Origin of the sequence: Vibrio sp. St2, from assembly GCF_947311885.1 — a bacterium.
Lineage (GTDB): Bacteria > Pseudomonadota > Gammaproteobacteria > Enterobacterales > Vibrionaceae > Vibrio > Vibrio coralliilyticus.
In genome coordinates, this window is the sequence record NZ_CAMZNA010000002.1 from 45,013 (window position 1) to 70,422 (window position 25,410).

Sequence of the window (25,410 nt, forward strand, 5' to 3'; positions counted from 1 at the left end):
TGTTGAATACTTCTCTTTTTCAACGAGACTATCGTCTCCCCTATTTCTATAACAGATTATTTACCATTCTTTACATTCGGGAAACGGAGCGAATTTGATTAAGTCATTCAAAATTTTTGAAGGAACTTTTTCATCACCTTTAATAACTTAATACTCACTGACTTGTTCAATCTCATAAATCTCGTCAGCAATATCCATCATCTTTCGCTGCATAACCGTCTGTGCATCGGCTAGCCCCTTGTTATAAAATGAAGGTCCAAATGCTTCTATTATGAAGTCCATCATAAATTCCGCATCAAACTGACCAATTTCTATATTTAGCTCATCTTCCAAATATCGCAATAAAGCAGATGACATCGCTTGTTTTTGTTGTGATGTAAATTCAATCTTGGACATAAACCCTTAACCATACTCAATATTTTTCGGACTAAGTGTAACTAAATAATACTTTCACATGCTAATCTTCATTGTGTAAATATCGACTTGTGGAGAGAAGTCTTGCTATTAGATGTGCTAATTCAGAGTGTGAATGAATTTCAGGCAGACTGTATGAAGCTGTGTGAAAAACATTATCCGACGATTCACAACAAAGGAATGAGTGAGCACCATCTGAGCTTGGCATTTTCTCGACGTCTATCCCGAACGTTGACCGAATTCGGCCACCACTGCGAATACGTAGCGCTAGAATCTCACTCAAATACAGAACAACCTCATCACTATAGAGTGACATCTGATGCAGGCACGGTTTGGATACTTTCTTCACATTTATTGAGTGCAGGAAGCAATTGTCGGCAAAAATTATTTAAAGCCGTAACAAACTGGCAAGAAGAATACGCTTTCGCTATTCAGCCCAATGATCTTTTGTTATTAATCAGCGATCATTGGATTTCTCGAAATAAGCAGAGCCGAGAGTTACTCCACTGGTGGACGGGGCAATTACCTGATGAAATAGACCAATATAAGTTACAAGGGATCAGCTTATATGAAAGTGAGTCGCAACTCGCTTGTTCATTAGAGCACCACTTTGGCTTAAGCCCCTATTTTGTTAAGTTCACCCACCCTCTTAGACGCTCAACGGATCAGCAGTTGGTTCGCAAGTATATTCAGCTCTACTCTGTCGTGCAGTTGAGCTAACCAACCTCACTCACTGGCACTGATTGTAGTGTCATCGCAATTTCACGTTCTTCGACCATACTCAAACAATGATTCGGTGCGTGAGCTAAGTGTGAAGAAACTAAAACGTTATCAATATGAACGTTACGCCGTTTTATGCAATCTGGCGTACTCTAGAGTCCTCAAACAGACACGATATGGTTTTGCACCTAACGGACAACGCGTTATTGCCAATCGATTTGGAAAACCCATGATGCGCGTGCTCTGGTCCAACGACAGTGAAGAAGTCATTGTGGTTATCAAAGGTTCCCACAATCCTTGGGACTGGATACTCAACCTTGCGTTGTGGAAACGAAGGTGCAAGCAACTTAATCTCAACTACGCCATTCATGCGGGCTACCACTACCTGATATTTCAAGAGAGTCTCCCACTGCATAAGAATGACAAGCTTGGTGCTAGCGTCTATGAGCAACTTTCTTCTGTCCTAGTCCCGCTCATTGAGCAGGGAAAACGTCTAACCTTTACCGGTCATTCTTCGGGAGGAGCGATAGGATGTGTGCTTGCGGATGCGTTTGAAAAACAATTTCCAAAATCCATCAAGCGCGTCGTCACCTTTGGTCAACCATCTATTGGTGGATACGGATTTAAAAGTCACTATAAGCTCAGTCATAAAACCTATCGTATTTGCTGCGATCTCGATATCGTGACTTTTCTCCCTCCTTTACCTTTGTTTTACTGGCATGTCGGCAAGGTGCTTTGGCTCTATAATGGTCGTATTTATGAGAACACACCGACTTTGATGCGACTGGGCCGATCAATCGGATCCTGGCTAATTCGCCCGTTTTCATACCACTTAATGACCAAATATATTCGTAACAAAGATTTCTTTGACGAAAGATAGGACGGATAGCTCCTTACTTTGCAAGACATTAAAGTCTGGGAGATTGCATTAGGTGTTTGCGTTGTTAGAAGCAATTTATCTCACATAAGTAGAGTGACATAGTTTGTGCCTCCTCTCTGGTGCCAAGTACAACTCAGTGCTTTTATTGGCATTGCTACGCGCTTATTTAAGCCCATTATTTGATATTTTTATCATTTTTAAACATCCTCATATGTATATCAAAATAATAGTAACATCTAAAACACCAATCCATTACAACATTATTCGCCAATATTAATGAGTCAATCCATTTATTGCTCTAGATCATCAGAAGTTTAACTAGCACTCGTGCTACAGCATAGTTTTATGTACATTCCTTGTCATAGTTTGAAACAGTTTTTATATAATTTTCATATCTTAAGGTGATATCTATGCTGGAGCTCTTCATTGGGTTAGTCGTCACTGTGGCGGTCGGCTATTTCATTGTTAAAGGTTACAAACCTGCGGGTGTACTTTTAACAGCAGGTGTTTTACTACTTATTCTTACAGGCCTCATTGGCCACACGGTTCTACCATCAAAAATAACCTCGACTGGCAATATGTTTACAGACGCCCTGGAGTACGTGAAATACATGCTCCAATATCGTGGGGGCGGTTTGGGTATGCAAATCATGTTGCTTTGTGGTTTTGCGTCTTACATGACACATATCGGTGCTAATAACGTCGTTGTTAAACAATTTTCTAAGCCTCTTTCTGTCATCAAATCACCTTACGTTCTGCTGGTTGCAGCTTATATCGTTGCGTGTCTCATGTCACTAGCAGTAAGTTCTGCCACTGGTTTGGGCGTTCTGTTGATGGCAACTCTATTCCCTATGATGACGGCAATGGGTATCTCACGCCCAGCAGCGGTAGCGGTGTGTGCGTCACCAGCCGCGATCATTCTTTCCCCAACTTCGGGCGATGTAGTTATTGCTGCAGAAAAGTCAGGATTGGATTTGGATGTGTTTGCTGTTCAAACCGTTCTACCAGTGTCTATTTGTGCCATTATAGTCATGGCCGCGGCGGCATTCTTTTGGAACAAATATCTGGATAAGAAAGACAACTCACCAATGGAACGCGTTGACGTTTCTGAAATCGAAGTTAATTCCCCAGCGTATTACGCAGTGTTGCCGTTTCTACCTATCATCGGCGTTTTTCTGTTCAATGGACGCACAATTTCGGGCCTAAAACTGGACATCTATACCATTGTTGTTTTGTCGATTTTCATTGGCGCACTTGTCGACTTTGTCACTAAACGATTCAAAGGCAAAGAGACGCTAGAGGACTTAGAGTCTTGCTATCAAGGTATGGCAGATGCATTTAAGGGCGTGGTAATGCTGTTAGTTGCGGCAGGTGTATTCGCCCAAGGTCTGATGTCTATTGGAGCAATTGATAACCTACTTCATCTTGCTGAAACAGCGGGGGCAGGTGGTATTGCGCTCATGCTTATACTGACTGGTTTAACCGTTGCGGCAGCGATCGCGACCGGTTCGGGTAACGCGCCTTTCTATGCGTTTGTAGAGCTGGCACCTGCTCTAGCCGCAAAAATGGGGTTAAACCCGGCCTTTTTGATCATTCCTATGCTTCAGGCTTCAAACTTGGGGCGTACTGTTTCACCAGTGTCTGGTGTGGTAGTTGCGACATCAGGTATGGGTAAAATCAGCCCATTTGAAGTGGTAAAACGTACATCAGTGCCCGTTCTATGTGGCTTAATCACGGTAATCTTAGGAACGTTAGTCTTAGTTCCAATGTCAGCATAACCTAGACAAAAATAGTAAGGGCGCTCGTTGAGCGCCCTTTTTGATACTCTCTAAAATCAATTATTTTATTTCGCCGTAACGCTCAAGATACAAAACAGTTGCCGCGGTACGCGATGGAACCTTAAGTTTTTTTAGCAAGCTCTTCATGTGAACCTTCACTGTAGACTCAGAAATGAACAAGCTATCCGCGATTTGTTTGTTGCGATAGCCCTTTGCGACCTCTCTCAAAATCTGCATTTCGCGATCGGTAAGGTCGTCAAACACATCACTTATGTTTTCTCTTTCAACCAGGTATTTAGCGACTTCTTTGCTATACGCTTTGTTACCTTGTAACGATGATTTCAACAGCTCGACCAACTCATCAGGCTCAGTGTCCTTGAGTAGGTAACCATCCGCGCCAGCCTTGACGATAGCTTCAATATCACCAGGGCTATCAGAGACTGTCAGGATAACAATGGTAGCGTCACATTCGTCAGCGCGCAGAGCATTGAGAGTATCTAGCCCGGACATGCCTTTCATATTGAGATCCAGTAAGATTAAGTCAGGCTTATGTTCGTGGTTTTGTGCGACTGCATCCGTACCATTGCTGGATTCAGCGACTACAGTGAACTCATCTTCAAAGCTTAATAGCTGATTAATACCTCTTCTCATTAGTGGATGGTCATCCACCAGCAATACTCTACACTCTGTCAATGTTATGTTCCTTAATCTTTGGATATTCTAATAAAATTTCACAGCCAGAATGTAAAGCAGTTATCACTTGTAACTGGCCATTCAGACGCGAAGCTCGCTCCTGCATAATGTTCAAACCGTAGTGGTTTACTTTTTCAACACCCTTGTCAAAACCCACACCATTATCTTTCACTGACACGGTAACGGCGGTGTCGCTCTCGCAGCATCTAATTTCTATCGTTGAAGCTTGCGCATGCTTAATTGCATTGATGGTTGCTTCACGGATTAATTGCAACAAGTGCACTTGTTGGTTTGCATCTAATTCAATTGATGAAAGTTCGTTAATCAGGACGATATTTGATTCCGTTTGTTCTCCCAGTTGCTCTGTCATCTCTTGCAAAGCGTTACCGAAGCTACCCTCTCTGATTGTCAGTCTGAACGTCGTCAACAGCTCTCTGAGCTGAGTGTACGCGGAAGAAAGACCAGTATCGAGCTCCAACAAGATCGGCTGAGTTTTTTCCAGTTGTTCAGACGCTGGCAATTTGCTCATACCACGCTTTAACAGAGAAACCTGAATTTTTAAATACGATAGTGCTTGAGCCAGTGAATCATGCAGTTCACGCGCTATCGTTGCCCTTTCTTCCATCAGCAATAATTGTTCAGCTTGTCTCTGGGCTTGATTATAGTAAATAGCGCGAGAAATTATCTGGACAAAGTTATCAATCAACGCAGGATCAGGACACGGTAGAACGACCTTCCAATACAAGGTGCCAAGCTCTTGGCCATCAAGGGATAATGTTTTCCGCTGGCAGTCTGAATCACAGCCTGAACATTCCTCACCTTCAGTGAGAGTCAGGGTTTTCTCACCTTTTTCTCTTATCTCTAATCTGACTGCCCTTATACCTTCAAGACTAGCAAGGTGCTGAAGTATCGCTTCAAAATTTTCTTGGGTGATCCTTGATGCGGTTAACTCCTGAGAAGAGTTATAAAGAACCTGAAGGGAATCATTCGCATGTTGAAGTTTCTGGGTTTTCTCATTGACTGCGTGCTCAAGACCACGGTAAAGCTTACCGAGATCCGCAGCCATATTATTAAAAGTACGGGTCAGAATACCCATTTCGTTATCGCTGGAGACATTGAGAGATACATCAAATGAGCGAGACTGTATCTGCTCGCTTGCCGTCACCAGGGCATTAAGAGGCTTAACGATTTGCTTGCGGATGTAATGAACGACAAAAATGCTGACAATCAGTATCCCACCTAAGCCCATACCGCCAGCCCAAGCCAGCTTGATCAACTTTTGTTCAGAGAAGCTTTGCAGTTTAAACACAAAGGCGTCAATTTGATTAACAAAACCTGCTACAAGAATGAGATAGCGTTCTCTGTCATGACTACCGAGTACTTCCTTGAGTTCATGCCATCGGATAATCAAACGGTAATAGTCGTGCGTTATGTCTTCAGGAACTGTCCAGCTTTGAAGCGCTTTCATGGAAGGTGAGTAGATCGAGCGCTCAAACATCTCTATATGCGCCGCATAGTCGACTGACATGATCTGAATGTCATGCGCTAGCCGATAGCTTTGCATACGCATCGAACCTGCAACGTTCACCGCTTCCGCGTCATTTAAACTCGACGCTAAGGTAATGATCGCAAAGCTAGTTGTTGCTATCGATAACGACAAAATGAGCACCATCGCTTTCGCAATCGTACTCGTCACCGATTTCTTCACACTTTTAAACACTCACTCTCCTGCACACGCCTTTTGGCGCAATATCACTATTTATAGTTTTATATATTGACGAAGACAATATCTGATCAAATGTTCCGGAATTTATTGATCTAAAACAAGAAGCACCTCTATTTAACCCCTAAGGGGTATTTATACAAATATGTCAAAAACTACAATTTGTGTGAGGTTAAATGACAAATTATTAATAAGAAATGTGAGCTATGGTTAGTTTAGGTTTCATCAACTTTAGGTAGCGTAGTGGTCGACCTTTCAAAAAGACGTTTTTTCTCAAGAAAGAAGCTGGAAGATAATGAACTGTATCTGCCTTGGCTATCGCAGCCTACTTTTTTCACTGACCAATGCACTAGATGTGGCAAGTGCGTAGACGCTTGCGAAACTCAAATCATAGTCAAAGGGGATGGCGGTTTTCCTCAAGTCGATTTTTCTGTCGATGAATGCACCTTTTGTTATCAATGTGCAGACGCTTGTCCTGAACCCTTGTTTAACCCAAAAACTGAGCAACCTTGGGGAGCGAAAGCTACTATTAACGAGGGCTGTTTAGCAAAACAAAACGTTGATTGCCGTACTTGTGGCGATATGTGCGAGCCCATGGCAATCACATTCAAATTAGAAGTTGGCAAAGTAGCACAACCCATTTTAAACCTTGATGAGTGTAACGGCTGTGGCGCATGTGTTTCTGTGTGCCCTACTTCATCCATCAATGTGAGCAATTTTTAATAAGAACGGAAGATATCTATGTCACTTAACGAAGTGCATATTTCTAGCTTAGTGGTACACGTGTCACCTGAGCACCTGACTGAGATTAAGTCTCAGATTGAAGCATTCAGTAATGCCGAGATCTACGGTGATAGTCCGGAAGGAAAAATTGTCGTGGTTCTGGAAACCGAAAACCAGGGATTCATTACTGACACCATCGAAGCTATTAACAACTTACCGAACGTTTTGAGCACAGTACTGGTTTATCACCAAATCGAGACTGAGCTGGAAGAAGACGAATCAAAAAATAAAAACACTGGAACTCAATATTCCCAAACCGAGGGTGAAGTATGAAGATGACAAGACGTGCGTTTGTGAAAGCAAACGCAGCAGCATCAGCAGCAGCGGTCGCAGGTATCACTCTACCAGCTTCTGCTACCAACCTGATTGCTAGCTCAGACCAAACAAAAATCACATGGGACAAAGCACCTTGTCGTTTCTGTGGTACTGGCTGTTCCGTTCTTGTAGGTACACAAAACGGCAAAGTGGTAGCCACTCAAGGTGACCCAGAAGCGCCTGTTAACAAAGGCCTTAACTGTATCAAGGGTTACTTCTTATCGAAGATCATGTACGGACAAGACCGTCTGACTCAGCCGTTACTTCGTATGAAAGATGGTAAGTTCCATAAGGATGGTGACTTCGCTCCAGTTTCGTGGGATGTAGCATTCGATGTCATGGCCGAAAAATGGAAAGAAGCACTGAAAAAACAAGGCCCTTCTGGTGTTGGCATGTTCGGTTCCGGTCAGTGGACTGTAATGGAAGGCTACGCTGCCGCTAAGATGATGAAAGCCGGTTTCCGTTCAAACAATATCGATCCAAACGCACGTCACTGTATGGCTTCTGCTGTTGGTGCGTTTATGCGTACATTTGGTATTGATGAGCCTATGGGCTGTTACGATGACTTCGAGAACGCAGACTCTTTCGTTCTTTGGGGTTCAAACATGGCAGAAATGCACCCTGTTTTATGGACTCGTATCACTGACCGTCGTCTAAGCCACCCACATGTTAAAGTGAATGTACTGTCTACGTACTATCACCGTTCTTTTGAGCTAGCAGACAAAGGTTACATTTTCGAGCCACAATCTGATCTGGCTATTGCTAACTTTATCGCAAACTACATCATTGAAACTGATGCGGTTAACTGGGATTTTGTTAACAAGCACACCAATTTCAAACAGGCTGCGACCGACATTGGCTACGGTCTGCGTGATGATGATCCATTGCAGATGGCAGCTGCTAATCCGAACTCAGGCAAAATGTCTTCAATTTCATTTGAAGAGTACAAAAAGTCTGTAGCGCCGTATACGGTAGAAAAAGCTTCTGAAATGTCAGGTGTTTCTGAAGAGAAACTGATTGAGTTAGCGAAACAATATGCGGATCCAGACACTAAAGTAATGTCTTTATGGACTATGGGTATGAACCAACATACTCGTGGTGTCTGGATGAACAGTCTGATTTACAATATTCACCTTCTAACCGGTAAAATCGCAACACCAGGTAATAGCCCATTCTCTCTAACAGGCCAACCTTCAGCGTGTGGTACAGCTCGTGAAGTGGGTACTTTTGCACACCGTCTACCTGCAGACATGGTGGTTGCAAATCCTAAGCACCGTAAGATTGCAGAAGGTATCTGGAACATTCCAGATGGCGTCATTCCTCCTAAACCGGGTTACCACGCAGTCGTTCAAGACCGCATGCTTCGCGACGGCAAACTTAATGCTTACTGGGTAATGTGTAACAACAACATGCAAGCAGGCCCGAACATTAACGGCGAGCGTTTACCGGGCTACCGTAACCCAGAAAACTTCATCGTTTGCTCTGACCCATACCCAACAGCAACAGCACAAGCAGCTGACCTTGTTCTTCCAACAGCAATGTGGATTGAAAAAGAAGGTGCTTATGGTAACGCAGAGCGTCGTACACAAGCTTGGTACCAGCAAGTGGATACCGTCGGCGAAGCGAAGTCTGACCTTTGGCAGGTGATGGAATTCTCAAAACGCTTCAAGATGGAAGAAGTGTGGACGGAAGAGCAGCTAGCTAAAGCACCGCAGTACCGTGGAAAAACCATGTACGACATGCTGTTTGCTAACGGCGTAATCAATAAATTCCCTATTGAAGAAGCTCGTGAGTTGAACGATGATGCTCACCACTTCGGCTATTACGTACAAAAAGGCCTATTCGAAGAGTACGCGGCCTTTGGTCGAGGTCATGGACACGATTTAGCACCGTATGATGTTTATCACCAGGTTCGCGGTTTACGCTGGCCTGTTGTTGATGGTAAAGAGACACTTTGGCGCTACAAAGAAGGTTCAGATCCGTATGCGAAAGCAGGAAGTGGTTGGGACTTCTACGGTAAACCTGATGGTAAAGCACTGATTATTTCTGCTCCATACGAAGCGCCACCAGAAGTGCCAGATTCAGAGTTCGACCTCTGGCTATGTACGGGCCGTGTACTAGAGCACTGGCACACAGGAACGATGACACGCCGCGTTCCAGAGCTTTACAAAGCTGTTCCTGATGCCGTGTGCTACATGCACCCTGAAGATGCAAAAGCTCGCGGTGTACGTCGAGGCGAAGAAGTACTTATCGCCAACAAACGCGGAGAAGTACGTGTTCGTGTTGAAACACGTGGTCGTAACCGCCCACCTAAAGGCTTGGTATTCGTACCATTCTTTGATGCACGCATCCTGATCAACAAATTGATCCTTGACGCAACGGACCCTCTGTCTAAACAGACCGACTTCAAGAAGTGTCCTGTCAAGATCACCAAAGTTGCATAAACCAGAAAGCGTCGGTCGCTCTTACGGGCGACCGCAGATAAGAATTTAGCCAAAAGGCGGAGAATGTAAGATGAAAAAATTACTTATTGCACTGTTATCTGTTGGTGCTTTAGTCAGCGGTTTTGCAGTAGCTGAACTTGAAAACCCAGGTGGTATTGGTGGTCTTGAATCACTACGCGGTGTTAGTGAACTAGAAGCGACTCGCCCTGCTGATGATTTCAAGAAATATCCTCGCGAACAGGCGCTTGATAGCAGCTATGTTTATCAACCACCTTTGATTCCTCATAACATTCGTGGTTACGAAGTCTCATTGAACGCAAATAAATGTCTTTCATGCCATAGCTGGAAGAATGCCAAAGAGATGGGTGCAACGAAGATTAGTGTAACTCACTACGTAAACCGTGAAGATGCAGTTCTGGCGGATATGTCTCCTCGTCGTTACTTCTGTCTTCAATGTCATGTTCCTCAAGCAAATGCTCAGCCTTTAATTGAGAACGACTTCAAGAGTGTTGATTCACTTAAGTAAGTACTACGTGAGTAAGTAAGAGGCTATCTATGAAATTATTGAAAGCGTTTTGGAAGAGACTAGCATCCCCAAGTAAAACAGCCGTTGGTGTCGTTTTATTTATGGGCTTTGCTGGTGGCCTTCTGTTTTGGGGCGCATTTAACACGGGTATGGAAGCAACCAACACAGAGGAATTTTGTTCTGGTTGTCATGCCCCTATTGTCGCAGAAATTCAAGAAACGATTCACTACTCTAACCGCTCAGGAGTGCGTGCTATTTGTTCAGACTGTCACGTTCCACATGAGTGGACAGACAAGATCGTTCGTAAAGTACAGGCATCTAAAGAGCTGTTTGCACATTACGTGCTGAGAACTATTGATACTCCGGAAAAATTCAAAGAACGCCGAGCTCACTTGGCCGAACGGGAATGGGCTCGATTCAAAAAGAATGACTCTTTAGAGTGTCGAAACTGCCACGAGTTCGAATATATGGATTTTTCAGAACAAGGCGCACGTAGTGCTAAACAACACTCCACAGCTCTGGCTTCAGGTGAAAAAACTTGTGTAGACTGTCATAAAGGCATTGCTCACAAACTTCCTGACATGCATGGCGTTGAAGGCTGGCAATAGGAGCCACTAATACATGAGTACTTTAGAATCAGTTATCTGGCATATCTTGGGCTACGGCGCGATGCCTTTTATTATCTTGTCTGGCTTTGCCGTTGTCGCCGCAATCTCTGTCTGGCTACTCTCGCTGGGCAAAGATAAAGAGGTGGATTAACCTCATCCGCATTGTCAATTTTGCCTATTTTGTATAATGCATAAAAAAGCCACCGCTTGCGGTGGCTTTCTTCTTTGTAACGATAAGTTATGCGTCTGGATACCCTTGAGGATTATTGGACTGCCAACGCCACGTATCAGTGGTCATTTCTTCCAATGTACGATCCGCTTTCCACTCCAAATCACGCATTGCTTTGGAAGGGTCTGCCCAACATTCAGCGATATCACCAGGACGACGTTCGACGATTTGATAAGGCACCTGCTTACCAGATGCCAACTCAAAGGCTTTAACCATATCTAGGACACTGTAACCGTTACCAGTACCTAAGTTGTAGACATGCAAACCTTCTTTCTGACCGACTTTCTTTAGCGCCGCTACGTGGCCATCTGCGAGGTCCATCACGTGAATGTAATCACGAACTCCCGTCCCGTCTTTAGTTGGGTAATCATCACCAAATACAGACAAACATTCACGTCGACCAACCGCTACCTGAGAAACAAAAGGCATTAGGTTATTTGGGATACCCTGAGGATCTTCACCTAAATGACCTGATGGATGTGAGCCTACTGGGTTGAAATATCGAAGTAGCGTAACGCTCCAGTCTGGATTCGCTTTCTGAAAATCCGTCAGACACTCTTCCACCATTAACTTACTACGACCATATGGGTTCGTCGCGCTGGTAGGGAAATCTTCAGTAATTGGCACACTTGCAGGGTCACCATAAACAGTAGCGGAAGATGAAAAGACAATAGACTTGACGCCAACTTCACGCATAGCATCGACAAGTACCAACGTACCATTAACGTTGTTATCGTAATATTCGAGCGGCTTCTCTACTGACTCACCTACAGCTTTCAAACCAGCAAAATGGAGCACAGCGTCGATCTGATGCGCTTTCATTACCGCTACAAGCGCCTGCTTGTCACGAATATCCCCTTCGATGAAGGATGGCGCCACACCTGTGACTTGTTCTACTCTTTTGAGAACACTCTTTTTACTGTTGTATAGGTTGTCGAAAATTACAGATGTCATCCCTGCTTCGATCATTTGTATACATGTGTGGCTGCCTATGTAGCCCATACCGCCTGTAACCAGTACGTTCATATCCCTAACCTTCTGATAAGTTTGGTGCAAATACTAACGAATCTTCATGTTAAAACATAGCTTATTAATGAGAATCAAACCGCTAATTCCGCTCCTAGACGCCTTAAGCGAACCATAAGAACAAGATGCTTACAATAAAAGCAATAAATAGGCTTAGCGTTGGCAAAATAATGAAATAGATCATTGATTGTTTGTTATTTTTATAACATGTTGACTCAATAGATGAATGTTGGAATGGATTCAATGACAAAGCGTTCTATTACACTGAATTGCGATATGGGTGAAAGCTTTGGCTCTTGGCGTATGGGCAACGATGAAGCGGTCATGCCTTGGGTAGACATGGCAAACATTGCTTGCGGGTTTCACGCCTCCGATCCTCAGATTATGTCCAATACGATTAAACTGGCAATTGAGCATGACACTCAAATAGGTGCTCATCCGAGCTACCCAGATTTACAAGGCTTTGGTCGACGTTCCATTCCGATGGTTACAGAAGAAATCACCAACATGCTTATCTACCAGGTAGGCGCGCTTAAATCCTTAGCAGAAAGCCATAACGCGCAAATCGGCTACGTTAAGCCACATGGTGCTCTATACAACGACATGATGCGAGATATTTCAATATTTGATGCTGTTGCAGATGCTGTATCGTGTTTTGATGTACCGCTAATGATGCTGGCCATTAATGATAGCGAAAAACATTTGGATATTGCTGACAAGTATGAACTTCCTGTTCTATTCGAAGCATTTGCCGATCGCGCCTATCTATCAAATGGTTCATTGTCTCCGCGTTCAATGCCTGGTGCCGTATTGCATAAAGAAGAAGACATACTCGATCAAATCAAACAGATTGTGCACTACGGAAAGGTGAGAACCATTGACGGCTTTTTAATCCCTATTGAAGCTGACACGATTTGTGTTCATGGCGACAACGAGCACGCGATTAAAATGATTCAGAAAATACGAAACGTCCTTTAGCCTAAGGAGATCATGAGTGAATATCGAAACATCTGTAGATCCCGTTGCTGAATGTTCAATACTCATCCATTTTGAGGCAGAACCAAGCCACAAGCTATCTCTCTTAATTGGAGAGATAAGTCAGTATCTGAGTAATCAACTTGGGGCCATGATAATGAACGTGACCCCTTCGTTTGATTCAATCCTGATTGACTACCTGCCTCATCGAGTCTCAATATTTGAATTTGTGCCTTATTTGGAAAAACTGGTAACAGAAGCCATTAAAGCGCTTCCTGATGATTCTGACTCACAACACATCGAACTGCCCGTCTATTATCATGACGATGTCGGCCCAGATTTAGCTTATTACTACGATCAAGGGCTAAAGCTCGACGATGTGATTGACCTGCATTGCACTCAGGAATACACGGTAGGAGCCATTGGTTTTGCACCAGGCTTTGCGTTTTTAACTTCGGTAAATGAATCACTCCGCTTACCTAGAAAGTCTTCACCAAGAGTTAAGTTGCCAAAAGGCAGTGTCGGTATCGCCAATTCCAATACAGCTATCTACCCCGCAGAGTCTCCCGGTGGCTGGAATATTATTGGTAACTGTCCAGTAAATCTCTACACACCAGACAGCTCGCCAATATTGCCCTTCTCTATTGGCACCAAAGTTCGTTTTAAACCAATTTCCGGTGATGAGTTTCTTCGTTTAGGCGGGCGTATCGCCAAGGGGTGGCAGTGATGAATAGCAATGCAATTACTGTAATTAAACCCGGTCAGCAAACGCTCATCCAAGATTTTGGTCGATTCGGACTGGCTCACTTTGGTATTACGCAAGGTGGCCCTGTCGATGACTATGCTTACAGCTGGGCGAATCACCTATTGGGCAATACCACCAATTGTCCTTCTCTAGAGATTACTCTTGGTCAGGCCGAATTTCTCATTCATTCAAAATGCGAAATGGCCATCACTGGTGGAGACCTTAATGCCCGCCTTGACGGTGTAGCGATTGAAAACTGGTCTACGTTTGTTGCACGCCAGGGGCAAACTCTGACCTTTTCTTTGCCAAAGAACGGGTTAAGAAGTTATCTCGCCGTAAAAGGCGGTTTTAAGGTTCAAACTCAACTTGGTAGCTGCGCCACCGTCACTAGAGATCAACTCGGGGGCACTCAGTCAGGTCAACCAATACAAGCAGGTGAAATCATTGGTTTCGAGCCTCATGAGGTGAGGGAAAAGTCACTGCAAATGACTTTCCGTTATAAGCCAGACTACAACTTGCCGCTAGAGCTACGCGTTATTGAAGGCTATCAAGTGGGTGATTTTTCACAAGATGCAATAAACTCCCTCTACAAACAGGAATTTACTGTCAGTCAGTTGGTAGACCGGATGGGCTACCGACTATGTGATGCTAAAATCAGCCCGCCTAACAAAGAATACCTCAGCGAAGGCATTGCGCTTGGCGCAATTCAGATCCCACCTAATGGGGAACCCATCATTCTGCTTAATGACAGACAAACGATTGGTGGCTACCCCAAGATTGGTTGCGTTGCGCGCATTGACCTTCCCAGACTCGCTCAAGCCAAGCCAGGACAGAAAGTTCGCTTTGTCAGAGGTGATCTATTGGGGTTGCAAGATGTTTGGTGCCAATGGGCAAGATTCTTTGGCTACTAACCGATATTAGTGAAAAAGCTCCCAATTTCGGGAGCTTTTTCATTATTGACCATAAACTTTGGCAAGTTCTGGCGGATAATCTCGCATTTTTGCCAATTCCTCCGCTTTGGATTCAATCACTTTCGGATCCAATGCCATACTCACAGGATGCATAGACTCAATAGATGCCCCTTGGTAATCAAATAACGCCCATTCTTCAACTAGCTTGGTGGCGGCTTCTAGAGCGGAAGAACCCTTAACTACTTCGATCCTTGCATAGTGTTGTCCTTCGAAGGTGACATCTGCCGCTCGAAGGGTCTCATCTGATCCAGGAATCTGCTGAGCTCCAAACAAGGGAGTACCAAACTCATGAGCGGTCTTGTAGTCCGGTACGAAATTAGCCATGTGTTCAATAGCGCGTCTCGTGCGCTCCAATACAACAGGTTCATCCCAACCTTGTTGAATTTTTCTTCTTAACCTAAGAGGAAGCGTTGGCTGAGAAGATTGCTCACCGGAAGCAACCAAACCGTCATCAAATAAGGTGATGTCTTTCGTCATACCATGTAATTGGAATACACCATTAGGGTACGGCGTTAACTGCGCCATGCCCTTTGGCGTACCTCTCGGGCCATGGAAAATTACTTCTGGCCAGAGTTCGTTACATTCGTCCCAACGAGTGACATAAGCTGCTTTGAACTCGACCAATCGATTTCTCGGTTTTTGTGCTAAATCGTCAATGTTTCCTGTTTCGTATCCACAAGCATTGATCAAGTAGTCAACATCCAAAACAGATTGTTGCCCTTGTGCATTCATACACTCTACACGCCAGCCTGTCTCAGTATTGTCGAGACCGATAACCTGTGTTTCTGTTAACAGCTCGCAGTTGTTGATTGATTCAAGCGCTAACGTCGCGGATGCAGCAATACGAAATACGCTCCAACCATGTTCCTGAACAGCCACAACAGGAAACTTCAAAGATTCCAAGTCCGCTGATTTCGCGAAAGGGATCATCCAGTCATCGACATGTTTGGGGTGTTCAGGTTGAGTACGGCTGGCAAGCTCTTCCAATTCGTCTCTGCCATAGAACTTGTAATAGTCACAAGGTTTTCCCAAGACTTCATTCGATGGATCCGAATCTACCAACTCCTGATAGCATCGTTGTATCGTAATTAATCGTTCATACAACTCTTCAGGGCTACCACCATCACTGTAAGGGACAGCAATGACGGTAGGACGGCGATTAATGGTATGTGGATAAAGGCGAACAGATTCGATGGACTGTTTTAACAGCTCGATGCACTGAGAGGTCGAGATCTCTCTGTACAAATTTCCACCAGCATGTAAATGACAAATTGGTGGGCCACTGATTAAAGTTTTGCCTTTTTCAAGCAACACAACATTTATACCGATTTCTGCCAAGTGCAAGGCTGCGGTCGAACCCGCGATGCCTCCACCGATTACAGCGACAGTAGGCGTATCAACTTTAGTATTATCAGACTGCATTTATGTTGCTAATTTATTCATTCTCAGCACATTTTACTGAGTTTGTGCGCCCAAGAAAATCACATTTTTTGAAGGGGATAAATGTGACAATTTCAAGTAAAAAAAATGAAAAAAAACTCTTGACTCATATCTTGTGAAAAGAAGAAAAATTGCCGCTGTGAATAACAAAAATCCTCTAAACATTATGCTTATTGGCTTCGGAGGAAATAAGGAGTTATCTACAGGCTAAGTTATCCCAAACTTTATCCACTGTTTTTGTGGATAACTGGATAACTTAGCCACTGGTGAGTTAGTTAAACTCTTTATTTATAGGGACTAGCAGCCGTTTTATCAGACTGTTCACAACCAGCGCAAGTGTGCAAAAAGTCACCAAAGGAAGTGCAAACCAGAGTGAAAAATGAAGGTTGGGAGAAAGATCAAATCCAAATGACATAATGCCCCCTACAACAGCTTCTGCGCCAATTGTAGCTATCAACCCAGCCACAAGCGCCATTAATCCATATTCGGCCCAAATGGTTCTGGTTACTCTCTTTTTACTTGCGCCCAATGTGCGGTAGAGCTGAATTTCAGATTGTCGCTGGCCCAAACTCAGGCGTAACAAAGTGAATATCAACAACACACCGGCAATCACGCCTAATGCGGCAAGTACCGTAATCGACCAGACAATTTGCGTGAGCAGTTCCTGTATTTTTGCGCCCATACTGCGTATATCCATCAAACTAACCGTAGGATGACTTCTGGATAGTTCATTCAACACTCCATTGTGCTGGTCTTCTACCCTAAAGCTCACTAAGTATGTCGCAGGGATGCTTTCTAAAACATCAGGTGTGAAGATGAAATAAAAGTTCGGCTTCATATCACGCCATTCAACATGGCGAATGCTATTTACTTTCGCAGTAACAACCTGGCTGTTGATCACGAACTTAAGCTCATCTCCCAGCTTGAGATTAAAGTCTTCAGCGACATCCGATTCAACAGATACACCATTACTCTCAGACCATTCTCCTTGTAGAATAGTGTTATGTTCCGGGTTTTCTGTACCGAAGGTAAAGTTAATCTCTCGTCTCAATACGTCACTGCCCTCTTCTCCTTGGGCCTGTTCTTTCGCATCAATGCCATTAATTTCAGTCAAACGCCCACGAATAATTGGGTAGTCTCTTGAGCGCTCTATCTCATGCTCATCTAACACACTCAAATAAGCGTCTTTTTCATATGGAGCGATATTCAGAGCAAACGCGTTTGGCGCATTTTCAGGAATCGTTTTTTGCCAATCAGACAACAAGTCGGTGCGAACCAGCCACATAACGGCCAACAACATTAACGACAGCGCCAGCGCGCCGAATTGGATGCCTGTAGCAAGCGACGAGCGGTTAATTCGACTTAGTGCAAGTTTGAATGACGTCGACAACGGAAGACGACCCAACATTCTGGTGACAATTAAGCTCACGACTGCAAGCGCAGCAAATAAAGCAATCATGCCCCCTAGAACGATCCAAACCAGCGTGTTTTCTCGATAAACAAACAGCATTGGCACAATCGGCACTAATATCAGCCAGCTTGTTTTACGCCCCTTTTTGGTTGTCGCCTGGGGTTGCATAACATCTACTGCACTGACATTCAAAAGACTTAGCAGAGGAATACCCAATGCAGGGACAGCGATTAGAATACTGGTGATAATAGATAGAAATGCAGGTTGCAACCCATAACTCGGTAGAGGATTGGGTAGCAAATCCACAAGCGGTATGCGAAGCAGGTATTCTAACGCGATACCAATTATGACTCCGATAACAGATGCACTGGTTAGCAAGATCACTACCTGCATACCTAGCCAACGGCTGATCCATCGCTTACTTGCCCCTAGGCTTTTAAGCATTGAGATCGTTTTCCGACGTGTCGCCACATAATGCTGGCAGGTCAAAACTAAAGTAGTTGCTGCCATGATGACAACAATCGCCACCGTCAAGGAAAGGTATTGTTCAGTGCGCTGAAACACTTCGTTGGTTCGACTAGCGCTATTTTGATCACGCCATCGGTCACTAGGAGTCAGTTCAATTGACTGTTTGACCTGCTCAATGTCGGATTCTTCACCATTAATAAATAGGCTAAAACGGACTCGACTTCCTAACTGAACTGCACCGGTCTTGTCTAAATCAGAATTATGGATAAATGCTGAGGGCATCTGCTGGAAAGGATTAAAGCTTAAGCCGGGCTCTTCAATAATACGTCCAGTAACGGTAAAGTCAGCATCACCAACAGTGACACTGTCACCAATGGTAACATCCAATTGAGAGAAAAGTCGTTCATCAAGCCATAACTCTCCAGGCTTAACAGTGTTGAACTCTTGTTGGTCATCTGACAGCACCATCTCACCACGCAACGGATAAGCACTGTCGACGGATTTCACCGTAATCAGTTTCATACTCTGATCGCTAAACGCCATGGTTGCAAAGCGAGTTTGAGTTGAAGTTACGAGCCCTGCGTCATTGGTAGCTTTGTAGAGCGTATCGGGTATTGGATTAGCTGTCGCAAAAACAGTGTCAGCCGTCAATGCCTCCTTTCCCTGTTTAACGACAACCTGCTCCATTCGTTCTGCGAGGGCCGTTAGCGCAAAAATACAGGCGATGATCAAAGTCAAAGCAATAGAAACTGGCCAGAGCTGACCATGTCTAATTTCACTTAGACTCCAAAAAAAGAGTCGTCGATTTAGGGTTGGAGAATTGGTCGTTCCCATCACGATTCCTCCAGATGTCCCGACTGAATATGAACACGGCGATCACACAGTTCCGCGAGCTTCATATCATGGGTGACCAACACTAAAGTCGTCCCGTGCTGTTTATTTAGTTCGAAAAGCAGTTCTACCACTTTGGCTGCTGTTTGCTGATCTAAATTACCGGTTGGTTCGTCGGCGAACAGTACTTTAGGCTGAACCATAAATGCACGGGCAAGAGCCACGCGCTGCTGCTCACCACCAGACAATTGTGATGGCGAATGATGAATTCGATGTTCTAAACCAACCGATGCTAACAAGGCTTTAGCACGCTCAACATCTTCGTTTTCACCTTTCAATAAGCAAGGTAAGGTCACGTTTTCTAATGCACTGAGGCTTGGGATCAACAAAAAGCTCTGAAATACAAAACCAACGGATTCGCTTCGAATAGCTGCGCGCTCTTCATCACTCAATGTATTCAGCGTTTTACCCAGTAAATGCACTTCACCCGAACTTGGGGTATCGAGACCCGCTAACAAGGTCATTAACGTCGATTTACCCGCTCCGGAAGTACCCACAATGGCAATACTCTCGCCTTCCTTGATGTCAAGATTTACATTTTCCAGGATTGTTAATTGTTCCTGATTAGTAGAGACTACTTTGGATAGAGATTCAGCTTTAATTACGGATGCATGCATGTTTCGATTACTTTCCTTTGTATTTGTTCTTTTCTTCTTTAACCCAGCAAGTGCGACCAAGCTCTTGATTTTAGGTGATAGCCTAAGTGCAGGCTATCAGATGCCAATTGAAAAAGCATGGCCTACATTATTACCTGATGTAATGTCCAAGAAAGGTAAAAACCTGACTGTCATTAACGGTAGTATTTCGGGTGACACAACAGGTAACGGCTTAGCACGTTTACCTGAATTGTTAAAAAAGCATCAACCTGATTCGGTACTGATTGAGTTAGGTGCAAACGATGGTTTACGAGGTTTCCCACCCAACCTGATTCAGAGCAACCTGACTCAACTGATCAGTATGGTACGTGACGCTGGCTCAGAGCCATTATTGATGCAGATACACGTGCTACCTAACTACGGGAAACGCTACACTCAGGCGTTTTCTGCACTTTACCCAGAAACAGCAAAGCAGCTTAACGTCCCGTTACTGCCATTTTTCCTCGAAGGTGTCATTACCAAACCTGAGTGGATGATGGACGATGGCCTCCATCCAAAAGCAAGCGCTCAACCTTGGATAGCAGAATTCGTTGCCAGTGAGCTAATTAATCACCTCTAATTGGTCTAGCTCAATAAACTTTACCTAGCTTTACGTTAATGTTGCGAAACTCCGTATTGAAAAGGATGTTTCCATGATCATTGAACCAATCATCGACGGCGTGATTGCTCGCTCTGCCCACCCATTAGGATGCGAGCAATCTGTTCTCCAACAAATTGAATACGCAAGCCAGGCCAAGCCGATCAAAAACGGCCCTAAACGCGTACTCATAATCGGTGGTTCGTCGGGCCTCGGCCTCGCGTCACGTATTGCGTTGACGTTCGGAGGCGCAGAGGCAGATACCATTTCGGTTTCATTTGAACGCGAGCCATCTGAGAAGTCGGTGGGTTCTGCAGGCTATTTCAATAACGCCTTTTTCAAAAAGCACGCACAAAAAGAAGGTCGTTTAGCGATCAATATTCAAGGTGACGCTTTTTCACCACAAACAAAATCGGAAGTTGTAGAAGCCATTGAAACCTATTTTGAAGGCGAAGTGGATTTAGTTATTTATAGTGTTGCAAGCGGCATGAGGCTTAAACCCGATTGCCAAGATGTCTGGCGCTCGACAATTAAACCTATCGGTCAAAGCGTTTCAGGTGCGTCCATTTCCCTCGAACACGACCAATGGATTGAAGCAACACTTACATCTGCTACAGAAGAAGAAGCAGAGTCCACACGAAAAGTGATGGGAGGCGAAGACTGGGAGATGTGGATAGACACTCTCATTAACTCCGAATCGATCGCTCAAGGATGCAAAACCATTGCCTTCTCATATATAGGCCCAAAAGCAACCCACCCTATCTATCTTGATGGCACACTTGGACGAGCCAAAATAGACTTGCATCAGACGAGCCATTCTTTAAACCTCAAAATGGCAAACTTCAGTGGGGGTGCTTATGCGACAGTGTGTAAAGCGCTAGTCACCAAAGCGAGCGTCTTTATTCCGGGATTAACACCCTACATTCTCGCTTTATATCAAGTAATGAAACGAAAAGGCACCCATGAAGGCTGCGTCGAGCAAATGCACCGTTTGTTCAGTGACAAGCTCTACACTCATAATTCAGTACCTCTAGATAGTGAGCGTTTGATCCGAATGGATGACTGGGAGCTTAATCCTGATACCCAGCAACAAGTTATCGACATTCTTGAGCTTATGAATGCTGAAAACTTTAAAGAGTTAGGTGACTATTCAGGCTTTAAATCAGAGTTCTTAAAACTTAACGGATTCGGATTCAGCGAAATTGATTATACCAAACCCGTTGATTTGAGTGAGTTTTAACAACTAGCCGTATACTCTTAAAGAGAGTCTTAATTTTGAAACACTAGTACAACAAGCGCCCTGCCTTACTGACAGGGCGCTTTTTTAAACGTAGCATCTGCCTTTCTTAATAATAAGAACGAAGGTTGTCTCCCAAGCATGCCCCTTCTCCTGCTTCCGACTAAATAGCGACTATTATTAACATAAGGGCTAGGATTGCCCGGTTAGAAGGCGAAGCTGCCAGGGATAAAAAATGTATGTCAAAAATAAATACTTCGAATTTGGTCATTCCAGACGAAATGACCAGTGGTTGGCAAAATATTGTCGACCTGCTTGCTGAGATTGTGTCGGTGCCTGCTGCATTAGTTATGCGTATTTACCCTAAACATATCGAAGTGTACTCATCAAACAACAACGGGCAACACCCATATCGCGTCGGTGACTCAGAAACCTTGGGACAAGGCTTGTATTGTGAAACCGTGGTTAATGAACAGAGCCAACTCATTGTTCCGAACGCCGAAATTGACCCTCAATGGCAAGATAATCCAGATATTAAATTTGGTATGCTGGCTTATTGTGGCGTGCCGATCAACTGGCCGAATGGAGATACGTTCGGCACAATCTGTGTGCTTGATAACAAGGAAAACCATTTTTCCGAAACTTATCAACAGCTGATTGAGAGCTTTCGAGACTCCATAGAATCACAGCTAAAAACTCTATATCAAAATGAAAAGCTCAAACACCTCAATTTAGAGCTCAAATCCAGAGTCCACACTCGCACTCAGGATCTTGTCGATCTCAACTATTCTTTGAACCAAGAAATAGACAAACGGCGTGCCGCTGAACAAAAGATCCGTTATCAGCAGAGGCACGATTTGGGCACTGGATTTTTAAATCGTTCCGCCCTTGAACACGAAGCGGAACACTTCATTAAAGATGTAGGTGTCAGTCCTTCACTACAAGCCGCGGCCATTCATATCGGCTTTACAAATGGTCGAAGGATTCAGTCGAAATATGGCTACAGCTCGTGGGAGACAGTTTTAGTCCAATATAGTAAAAGGCTGGGCAATTTAAGTCAGTATCAACTTCTGACCGCTCGTCCCACTTCCACCGACCTAGTGCTGCTACTTGAATCGTCTCAACTCGAAAGCGACTTAAACTCGATCAGCCACCAATTGGTTGAGGTGAGTCAATCTGAGTTTGATATTGACGGCGACAAACTTCATCTCAATGCGTACATCGGTATCAGCACTACAAACGATACACTCTGCCCCAAAAGCTTACTTAAATACGCTTCTGAAGCGATGCAATCATGCAAAGACTCGGGGCATAAGTTTAGCTATTACTCGCAAGCCATCGCCGACATACAGAAACATATCAATCAGATGGAAAGCTATTTACTTCAAGCGGTTCGTAACGATGACTTGTTGCTCTATTTCCAACCTAAAGTGTCACCAACTACGCATAAATGGACAGGCGCTGAGGCACTCTTGCGTTGGCGCCACCCTATCCTCGGCGATATCTCTAATGAAACGCTCATTCATATGGCTGAACAGAATGGGCTCATTTTTGAAGTTGGTAGCTTTGTTTTACGTGCAGCCATTCAAAAAGCAGCCGAATGGGCCGAGTATGTTGACGATTTTAAAATCGCCGTCAACATATCGGCTATCCAGTTGAAAAACCCTCACTTTATCGAGCAGATTGAAGATTTGCTCAATGCGTATCAATTACCAGCTAAATTTCTGGAACTGGAAGTAACTGAAAGTGGTTTGATTGCTGATGAAGTCACGGCTCGTAATACTCTGATTGCATTAAACAACCTTGGAGTGACATTGTCACTTGATGACTTCGGAACTGGTTATTCTTCGTTCAATTATCTGAAAAAATTTCCCTTTGATGCTATCAAAGTGGACAAAAGCTTTGTCCAACAACTGGATGAAAGTGAAGAAGACAAAGAGATTGTGCGCTCAATCATTCACGTTGCTAAGAAACTAAATTTAATTGTAACTGTTGAAGGTATTGAAAGTGAAACACATGAAGACTTCATTATTAGTGAAGGCTGTGAATATGGTCAGGGCTACTTTTACGGTAAACCGATGCCATGCGATGAATTTGAAACCGGCCTGCTGAGACAAAACTACCCAGGGAATACAAACATTACCTATCAGTAGCTTAATCCTTTACTCTGTGGCGAGCGATTCTTATAATCCTCGCCTTTATTTTATCTCGCTTGTGAATGCCTTATGGATCAGTTAACCGCCACGCTCAAAAAAATCGAAAAACAAAACTATCGCGCTTATCAGCAGATAAAAGGTCAATATGACTTCGGCGATTACACCTTTTTCATCGACTATGTTCAGGCAGACCCTTATGCTTCAGCATCAAGAGTGAGAGCGGTTAGACCATGGTCACTAACCGGTTTACAGTGGCTACGCGAAACATCCGAAGCCTATCAAGTGGCTGCACGTGATTTCATTGCACGTAGTTTTGCTGAATTCGCCAAGCAAGAAAACAGCGTTAGTATTGCTCTCACTGGTCAGACGGTCATGGATAGCACGTCTGTCTTGTTCACAGACGAAGGTATCGAACTTCGATTCCGCGTTAATCTTCCAGCTGAAGGCCGCTCGGTATTAGGTAAAAAGACAAACAACATCCTGACCTTCCACTTACCTAAGTTTATCCGTCGTGCCACATTAGAGCGTGAACTGGATAAAGAAGCACTAGTGCACCACTGTCAAATCGTTGAAGACCAAGAATTCATTCGCAGTAAGTTAGATGAGTATAACTTGCTTGCGTTCGTTGGTAATGGTTCTGTTCTACCTCGAGTGGCTGGTAACTGTGATTTACCCATGAAAGACGCGGTCGCACTGACTGCACCAGAGTCTTTGCAGGTGACTATCGCAACACCAAACCAAGGCGAAATCACTGGTTTAGGCATCCGTAAAGGCATCACTTTGATTGTGGGTGGTGGATTCCACGGTAAGTCTACTCTTCTGAATGCCATAGAACGTTCCATTTACAACCATATTCCAGGTGATGGCCGCGAGCGCATTGTAACGAATCTAAATGCGATGAAGATTCGGGCAGAAGACGGCCGATGTGTACATAGCCTCAACCTTTCTAACTATATCAATCATCTTCCAATGCAACGTGATACCGAAGATTTCACAACGCAAGATGCATCAGGCTCCACCTCTCAGGCGGCTTGGCTACAGGAATCAATTGAGGCAGGCGTTCAAGGTATTCTGATTGACGAAGACACGTCCGCAACAAACTTCATGATCCGAGATGAGCGCATGCAAGCATTGGTTAGTAAGGGCGACGAGCCGATCACGCCTTTAGTTGACCGCATTGGCCAGCTGCGTAACGAACTTGAAGTATCAACGGTTATTGTCATGGGTGGTTCCGGCGACTATCTAGACGTGGCTGATACTGTGATTCAAATGCACGATTATCAAGCCGTCGATGTAACGGAAAAAGCACGACAAATTGTAAAACAACACCCAACAGAACGAAACAACGAGTGTGAAAGCGAGCTCAGCACATTCCGACCAAGATCTTTGAATCGAGCTGCTCTACAAAAAATTCTCGCCGACGGAAAATTCCGCGTTTCAGCGAAGGGCGTCGACTCTTTACGATTTGGTAAAGAATTTACCGACCTGTCTGCGCTGGAACAGCTGGAATCTAGCTCTGAAATTAACGCCATCGGTTGGCTGTGGTTTCAGCTAGCACAATTGCCAGGCTGGTCGAACAACCCAGCGAAGGAAATACAGCAAATGCTTGATGGTGATTGGTCTAAGAACATGCCAAATCAGGGTGACTTGGCCAAACCACGCACCATAGATGCGATGGCAGCATTGAACCGAATGAGAAAATCGCAGTTCAAATCAGCAAATTAACCAAAAAGCGCCTTATTCA

Annotated in this window: 23 protein-coding genes; 16 read left to right on the forward strand and 7 right to left on the reverse strand. The window is 44.2% G+C overall.

The window, feature by feature from the left end:
* Positions 1–147 precede the first annotated feature (147 nt).
* Complete coding sequence (locus QMA41_RS06815; RefSeq protein WP_172849648.1) at positions 148–396, reverse strand: DUF2164 domain-containing protein; 249 nt, start codon at positions 394–396, stop codon at positions 148–150.
* Positions 397–498: 102 nt separating this feature from the next.
* Between QMA41_RS06815 and QMA41_RS06820 the strand changes: the two genes are divergently transcribed.
* From QMA41_RS06820 to dcuC, 3 genes are all read left to right on the forward strand, one after another.
* On the forward strand, positions 499–1,134 hold the full coding sequence (locus QMA41_RS06820) for a hypothetical protein (protein ID WP_021457134.1): 636 nt from the start codon (positions 499–501) through the stop codon (positions 1,132–1,134).
* 91 nt (positions 1,135–1,225) lie between these two features.
* Positions 1,226–2,014 carry a lipase gene (locus QMA41_RS06825; protein ID WP_031342936.1) on the forward strand — a complete coding sequence of 263 codons (789 nt, stop codon included), beginning with the start codon at positions 1,226–1,228 and terminating at the stop codon, positions 2,012–2,014.
* 410 nt (positions 2,015–2,424) lie between these two features.
* Positions 2,425–3,792, forward strand: a complete 1,368-nt coding sequence (gene dcuC / locus QMA41_RS06830; RefSeq protein ID WP_281629214.1) for an anaerobic C4-dicarboxylate transporter DcuC — start codon at positions 2,425–2,427, stop codon at positions 3,790–3,792.
* Positions 3,793–3,852: 60 nt separating this feature from the next.
* On the opposite strand, the gene QMA41_RS06835 is transcribed toward dcuC, so the two are convergent.
* Positions 3,853–4,485 (reverse strand): response regulator, encoded by a 633-nt coding sequence (locus QMA41_RS06835; RefSeq protein ID WP_281629215.1) that lies wholly within the window; start codon positions 4,483–4,485, stop codon positions 3,853–3,855.
* Positions 4,472–6,205: a nitrate/nitrite two-component system sensor histidine kinase NarQ gene (gene narQ, locus QMA41_RS06840; RefSeq protein WP_040121646.1), complete on the reverse strand. Its 1,734-nt coding sequence runs from the start codon at positions 6,203–6,205 to the stop codon at positions 4,472–4,474. The genes QMA41_RS06835 and narQ overlap by 14 nt, the downstream gene beginning before the upstream one ends.
* A 246-nt stretch (positions 6,206–6,451) precedes the next feature.
* On the opposite strand from narQ, the gene napF reads away from it, so the two are divergent.
* The 6 genes from napF to QMA41_RS06870 all read left to right on the forward strand — a co-directional run bounded on the left by napF (position 6,452) and on the right by QMA41_RS06870 (position 11,035).
* Complete coding sequence (napF, locus tag QMA41_RS06845) at positions 6,452–6,931, forward strand: ferredoxin-type protein NapF (protein ID WP_021457138.1); 480 nt, start codon at positions 6,452–6,454, stop codon at positions 6,929–6,931.
* Between the two features lie 18 nt (positions 6,932–6,949).
* Complete coding sequence (locus QMA41_RS06850) at positions 6,950–7,264, forward strand: chaperone NapD (RefSeq protein ID WP_006961044.1); 315 nt, start codon at positions 6,950–6,952, stop codon at positions 7,262–7,264.
* Positions 7,261–9,750, forward strand: coding sequence for a periplasmic nitrate reductase subunit alpha (gene napA, locus QMA41_RS06855; RefSeq protein WP_006961045.1), 2,490 nt, complete (start codon positions 7,261–7,263; stop codon positions 9,748–9,750). Before QMA41_RS06850 ends, napA begins: the two co-directional genes overlap by 4 nt.
* A gap of 70 nt (positions 9,751–9,820) precedes the next feature.
* Entirely contained in the window at positions 9,821–10,276 is a 456-nt protein-coding gene (locus QMA41_RS06860; protein ID WP_019276633.1) for a nitrate reductase cytochrome c-type subunit, read from the forward strand.
* A gap of 29 nt (positions 10,277–10,305) precedes the next feature.
* On the forward strand, positions 10,306–10,884 hold the full coding sequence (locus tag QMA41_RS06865) for a NapC/NirT family cytochrome c (RefSeq protein WP_006961047.1): 579 nt from the start codon (positions 10,306–10,308) through the stop codon (positions 10,882–10,884).
* A gap of 13 nt (positions 10,885–10,897) precedes the next feature.
* The gene (locus QMA41_RS06870) at positions 10,898–11,035 is read left to right on the forward strand and encodes a TIGR02808 family protein (RefSeq protein WP_006961048.1); all 138 of its coding nucleotides are present in this window, start codon (positions 10,898–10,900) and stop codon (positions 11,033–11,035) included.
* 87 nt (positions 11,036–11,122) lie between these two features.
* On the opposite strand, the gene galE is transcribed toward QMA41_RS06870, so the two are convergent.
* Positions 11,123–12,139: a UDP-glucose 4-epimerase GalE gene (gene galE, locus QMA41_RS06875; protein WP_281629216.1), complete on the reverse strand. Its 1,017-nt coding sequence runs from the start codon at positions 12,137–12,139 to the stop codon at positions 11,123–11,125.
* A gap of 243 nt (positions 12,140–12,382) precedes the next feature.
* Between galE and QMA41_RS06880 the strand changes: the two genes are divergently transcribed.
* Genes QMA41_RS06880 through QMA41_RS06890 form a run of 3 tightly spaced genes read left to right on the forward strand, consistent with a single transcriptional unit; the run spans position 12,383 to position 14,770 of the window.
* Positions 12,383–13,117 (forward strand): 5-oxoprolinase subunit PxpA, encoded by a 735-nt coding sequence (locus QMA41_RS06880; RefSeq protein ID WP_281629217.1) that lies wholly within the window; start codon positions 12,383–12,385, stop codon positions 13,115–13,117.
* Between the two features lie 16 nt (positions 13,118–13,133).
* Positions 13,134–13,841 carry a carboxyltransferase domain-containing protein gene (locus QMA41_RS06885; protein ID WP_281629218.1) on the forward strand — a complete coding sequence of 236 codons (708 nt, stop codon included), beginning with the start codon at positions 13,134–13,136 and terminating at the stop codon, positions 13,839–13,841.
* Positions 13,841–14,770 carry a biotin-dependent carboxyltransferase family protein gene (locus QMA41_RS06890; protein ID WP_198562190.1) on the forward strand — a complete coding sequence of 310 codons (930 nt, stop codon included), beginning with the start codon at positions 13,841–13,843 and terminating at the stop codon, positions 14,768–14,770. Before QMA41_RS06885 ends, QMA41_RS06890 begins: the two co-directional genes overlap by 1 nt.
* 42 nt (positions 14,771–14,812) lie before the next feature.
* Here the strand turns inward: QMA41_RS06890 and QMA41_RS06895 are convergent, their stop codons facing one another.
* The 3 genes from QMA41_RS06895 to QMA41_RS06905 form a co-directional block, all read right to left on the reverse strand.
* Positions 14,813–16,252 carry an FAD-dependent oxidoreductase gene (locus QMA41_RS06895; RefSeq protein WP_281629219.1) on the reverse strand — a complete coding sequence of 480 codons (1,440 nt, stop codon included), beginning with the start codon at positions 16,250–16,252 and terminating at the stop codon, positions 14,813–14,815.
* 289 nt (positions 16,253–16,541) lie between these two features.
* Entirely contained in the window at positions 16,542–18,983 is a 2,442-nt protein-coding gene (locus QMA41_RS06900) for an ABC transporter permease (protein ID WP_281629220.1), read from the reverse strand.
* Positions 18,983–19,657, reverse strand: a complete 675-nt coding sequence (locus tag QMA41_RS06905) for an ABC transporter ATP-binding protein (RefSeq protein WP_172846549.1) — start codon at positions 19,655–19,657, stop codon at positions 18,983–18,985. Before QMA41_RS06905 ends, QMA41_RS06900 begins: the two co-directional genes overlap by 1 nt.
* Here QMA41_RS06905 and tesA point away from each other — a divergent pair.
* The 4 genes from tesA (at position 19,656) to QMA41_RS06925 (ending at position 25,391) form a co-directional block, all read left to right on the forward strand.
* Entirely contained in the window at positions 19,656–20,255 is a 600-nt protein-coding gene (gene tesA / locus QMA41_RS06910) for a multifunctional acyl-CoA thioesterase I/protease I/lysophospholipase L1 (RefSeq protein ID WP_281629221.1), read from the forward strand. The two genes, QMA41_RS06905 and tesA, sit on opposite strands and share 2 nt — an antisense overlap.
* A 73-nt stretch (positions 20,256–20,328) precedes the next feature.
* Positions 20,329–21,513 (forward strand): enoyl-ACP reductase FabV, encoded by a 1,185-nt coding sequence (gene fabV, locus QMA41_RS06915; RefSeq protein WP_281629222.1) that lies wholly within the window; start codon positions 20,329–20,331, stop codon positions 21,511–21,513.
* A 236-nt stretch (positions 21,514–21,749) separates the two neighbouring features.
* A complete protein-coding gene (locus tag QMA41_RS06920; RefSeq protein WP_171347848.1) occupies positions 21,750–23,663 on the forward strand; it encodes an EAL domain-containing protein in 1,914 nt (637 codons plus the stop codon).
* Positions 23,664–23,735: 72 nt separating this feature from the next.
* Entirely contained in the window at positions 23,736–25,391 is a 1,656-nt protein-coding gene (locus QMA41_RS06925; RefSeq protein ID WP_281629223.1) for an ABC-ATPase domain-containing protein, read from the forward strand.
* The last annotated feature ends 19 nt before the right edge of the window (positions 25,392–25,410 follow it).

Coding starts and splice junctions, on each gene's coding strand:
- QMA41_RS06815 (WP_172849648.1), bottom strand. CDS start 396: ATGTCCAAGATTGAATTTACATCACAACAAAAACAAGCGATGTCATCT.
- dcuC (WP_281629214.1), top strand. CDS start 2,425: ATGCTGGAGCTCTTCATTGGGTTAGTCGTCACTGTGGCGGTCGGCTAT.
- QMA41_RS06850 (WP_006961044.1), top strand. CDS start 6,950: ATGTCACTTAACGAAGTGCATATTTCTAGCTTAGTGGTACACGTGTCA.
- napA (WP_006961045.1), top strand. CDS start 7,261: ATGAAGATGACAAGACGTGCGTTTGTGAAAGCAAACGCAGCAGCATCA.
- QMA41_RS06860 (WP_019276633.1), top strand. CDS start 9,821: ATGAAAAAATTACTTATTGCACTGTTATCTGTTGGTGCTTTAGTCAGC.
- QMA41_RS06865 (WP_006961047.1), top strand. CDS start 10,306: ATGAAATTATTGAAAGCGTTTTGGAAGAGACTAGCATCCCCAAGTAAA.
- QMA41_RS06870 (WP_006961048.1), top strand. CDS start 10,898: ATGAGTACTTTAGAATCAGTTATCTGGCATATCTTGGGCTACGGCGCG.
- galE (WP_281629216.1), bottom strand. CDS start 12,139: ATGAACGTACTGGTTACAGGCGGTATGGGCTACATAGGCAGCCACACA.
- QMA41_RS06880 (WP_281629217.1), top strand. CDS start 12,383: ATGACAAAGCGTTCTATTACACTGAATTGCGATATGGGTGAAAGCTTT.
- QMA41_RS06890 (WP_198562190.1), top strand. CDS start 13,841: ATGAATAGCAATGCAATTACTGTAATTAAACCCGGTCAGCAAACGCTC.
- QMA41_RS06895 (WP_281629219.1), bottom strand. CDS start 16,252: ATGCAGTCTGATAATACTAAAGTTGATACGCCTACTGTCGCTGTAATC.
- QMA41_RS06900 (WP_281629220.1), bottom strand. CDS start 18,983: ATGGGAACGACCAATTCTCCAACCCTAAATCGACGACTCTTTTTTTGG.
- tesA (WP_281629221.1), top strand. CDS start 19,656: ATGTTTCGATTACTTTCCTTTGTATTTGTTCTTTTCTTCTTTAACCCA.
- QMA41_RS06905 (WP_172846549.1), bottom strand. CDS start 19,657: ATGCATGCATCCGTAATTAAAGCTGAATCTCTATCCAAAGTAGTCTCT.
- fabV (WP_281629222.1), top strand. CDS start 20,329: ATGATCATTGAACCAATCATCGACGGCGTGATTGCTCGCTCTGCCCAC.
- QMA41_RS06920 (WP_171347848.1), top strand. CDS start 21,750: ATGTCAAAAATAAATACTTCGAATTTGGTCATTCCAGACGAAATGACC.
- QMA41_RS06925 (WP_281629223.1), top strand. CDS start 23,736: ATGGATCAGTTAACCGCCACGCTCAAAAAAATCGAAAAACAAAACTAT.